This is a genomic window from Rhizobacter sp. P1_G5, assembly GCF_056405435.1.
Genome location: NZ_JBFUCB010000667.1, coordinates 1 through 3,177 on the forward strand (window position 1 = coordinate 1; position 3,177 = coordinate 3,177).

A 3,177-nucleotide genomic window follows, 5' to 3' on the forward strand; every position below is an offset into this window, starting at 1 on the left:
CATTGAGTGGCGAGATCCATGCGGAGTACGCCGCAGCGCTGTCGGCCGCCTGGCGCGACTGGCAGCGTCGCCCAGAGGTGCGCTGGCAGCACAGCTACGCGCGCTGCCAGCGCCTGCTCGCCCGTACGCTGTATCGCGACGGCGAGGCGTTCGCACAGCGCCTCAGGGGCAGCGTGCCCGGTCTGGACCACGGCACCACCGTGCCGTACTCGATCGAGATGCTTGAGCCTGAGTGCGTGCCGATGGACTTCAATGACTCGGCGCGTGGTATTTCGCAAGGCATTCAGTACAACGCATGGATTCGCCCGACCGCGTACTGGGTCAGCAAGGGGTACCCTGGCGAGGCAGCGACGCTTCACCAAGACCTAAAGGTGGTTACAGCCGACCGCATGCTGCACTTGGCGCACCTGTCACGCATCGGCCAGCTTCGCGGCGTGACGCGCTTCGCGAGCGTCATCGGCCGCATCGAGGACATCAAGGACTACGAGGAGTCCGAGCGGATCGCGGCCAAGGTGGCGGCCATGCTGACCGGCTACGTCAAGCGACACGCGCCCGACGGCGGGGGCTATGAGGGCCCACTGAAGGACGACAACGGCAATGACTTGCCGCGGCAGGTGGGGCTGTCGCCCGGCACCATCATCGACACGCTGGCGGTGGGAGAGGAGATCGGCCTGATCGACAGCAAGCGCCCGAACCCGAACCTGATCACCTTCCGGAACGGGCAGCTGCGCGCCTTCGCCGCCGGTATCAGCGCGAGCTACTCCAGCGTTAGCCGCAACTACGACGGTACCTACAGCAGCCAGCGGCAGGAGCTCGTCGAGCAGTGGGTGCACTACGCCTGCCTGACCGACGACTTCATCTCGATGGCCGTACAGCCGATGGTGGAGGACTTCATCGGCGCGGCGGCGGTTTCCGGGGTTGTGCCGTTCCCCAAGGATCTCAAGCCAGGCACGCACGACGACGTGCTCTACGTCGCGCCGTCGATGCCATGGATCGACATGGCAAAGGAAGCCACTGCCTGGCTGACGCTGAGCCAAGCCGGCTTCATCAGCGAGGTCGAAGTGATCCGTAAGTCCGGGCGCAATCCTGACACGGTGCTCGAGCAGATCGCGAGCTGGCGCAAGAAGGCCGAGGAGAAGGAACTGCGCTTCAGCAGCGACGTGCGCCACCAGAACGCGAGCGGCCTGCCCAGCACGCCGAAGCAGAACGACCAGGCCGACAACGAAGGGGAGGAAACCGATGGCACCGAAGAATGAACCACGCAACCTGAGCGATGCCGACGCGCAGGCCATCGCCGATCGACTGTCCGCGCAGCTGATGACCCAGCTGGGCGACGAGCGCACCGCACAGCGCCTCGTCGGCGTGTGGGGCGGCTACGTCGACCGCCAGCTCGGCCGCGGACTGCGCCGGCTCCCCTGGGAGGATGCCCTCCACGAAAGAGTCTGGGTTGTTCACGCAGCAATCGTAGCTGCCAGGGCGACGCCCATCCACACGATGACCAGGCGCTGCAGGTGTCGTGCCGTGTGCACTACCGTCAGTGAATGGCCGGCGCCCGGGGTGTAGCGAAGCCGCTGGGCGGGCGATGAGAAGGTCTGCAGGCTCGCGGCAGACAGGCTGGGCGGACATCGAGCGCGAGGCGGCGGCGCTGCGCCAACAGCGGTAGGCGGCCACCTCAAGGCGTGAGTATTAGACAACTGTCTAATACTTGGGCCGCTCAGCGCCCAATGACAAAGGGCCCGCATCGCTGCGGGCCCCGTCAATACTGGCTCCTCGACCTGGGCTCGAACCAGGGACCTACGGATTAACAGGCGGGGCGCGGAAACGTCTGCATTGCGGCGCAATCACTAGTGCGGGCGTCTGTTGGTGTCTCATTGGGCTTCTCCGAGCTAACAACACGGACCCGGGCAACGCTGGGGGGCTACGCACCCGACCACTGGCTGCCCCGCTTCGGCACACGTTGCCTTCATAGGTCGTGCGCGATGCCGGTTTCGCGAAGTTCGCCCGGACGGCGACCGGCTGCTCGCAAGCGAGGCGGCGAACATACACTGTCGGCCACGAGCAGTCCGTCGCGACCGGCTGCTTTCGGGCATGCTGCCCTCGTCGTCACTGGCCCAACGGTCCGAGTCTCCACGGATTGAGCAAGCTCTTGCGGCGCGTATCGAATGCGTGGGCTGAAGATCGTTCGCTCGACGTCAACCGCTTGCCGTTTGCTGTCCGCATTGAGTACCCTCTCACCGCTGCCCGGGCGGGCAGCAAAAGTGTCGTAAGCACTTGGCATGTCGGTAGGGTAGTTGCAGCCAAGCGCCGCAGCGACGAGCCCTGTGTCCAATTTAATTGGAGGCCGCATGCCTACCCTTCCACTATTGAAAGAGACAGAAAACACAAAAGAGTCGATGGAAGCCTATGTGAGGTCGACCCTCATTCCGGCGCTGGAGAACCACTATTTTCAGAGATTGAACCTCTGCGAGTCGTTGCGGAGGTGGTGGCAGGCTGCTCATGCGGCGCAAGGAATGGACGACCCTGTTAGGGAAAATGAGCCTGACGAGGCGGTATATCTTACGCCGGCATTGTTGGGGGGGCATAGGCAAATAGCGGCAGCATATTTTGATAAACTAGAAGAGTATTCGATGATTGGGGAAGAGGACAAGAAGAAAAAGGAAGACGTACGGTCGGAGGTACTGGATAAAGCAAGCCAGCTTCGGGCCTCAACTCTGCGCCTCGATGGCAAGGCATCCGAGTATCGAGAAGCATATAGGGCATGGCAGGATGCCGTCCCAGAGGGGCGAAAACGTACTACTGCCGAAAGTTCACAGCTACGCAGGCTGCGTAATTCACTCTCTGCCATAATATCGGCCTACAACAGAAATGTGGTTTATTCGGAGAATTGTAGGGAACTGACGCGCGACGCCTTTCGTTCATACCCCGAAAAATTCGTGCCCACTCGACATTACTATCGGGAGGCTCACAAAGGAGAATGGCCAATGTATTTCTATGAATACGATGACGTTGGCCTGGAGTTCCACATCCACTACGATAGCAAGGGTGAAAGGATAACGTCAGTAAATATTAAGATGAGCTATGATATAACAGGGAAGAAGGCCTCTCATGCGCCGCTGGTTACTGAATATCTGCTGAGGAAATATCCGCCCGTTTTGGATGCGAGGCAGATAACAACGC

Annotated in this window: 3 protein-coding genes; all 3 read left to right on the forward strand. The window is 61.4% G+C overall.

Annotated features, from left to right (window positions below; translation table 11 throughout):
• The coding region (locus AC1D12_RS29115) for a phage portal protein (protein WP_477844637.1) at positions 1–1,256 on the forward strand (1,256 nt) is incomplete at its 5' end.
• Complete coding sequence (locus AC1D12_RS29120) at positions 1,240–1,563, forward strand: hypothetical protein (protein ID WP_477844639.1); 324 nt, start codon at positions 1,240–1,242, stop codon at positions 1,561–1,563. The genes AC1D12_RS29115 and AC1D12_RS29120, both read left to right, overlap by 17 nt.
• Before the next feature lie 782 nt (positions 1,564–2,345).
• Positions 2,346–3,177 (forward strand): hypothetical protein (locus AC1D12_RS29125; RefSeq protein ID WP_477844641.1); only part of this gene is annotated, 832 nt, incomplete at its 3' end.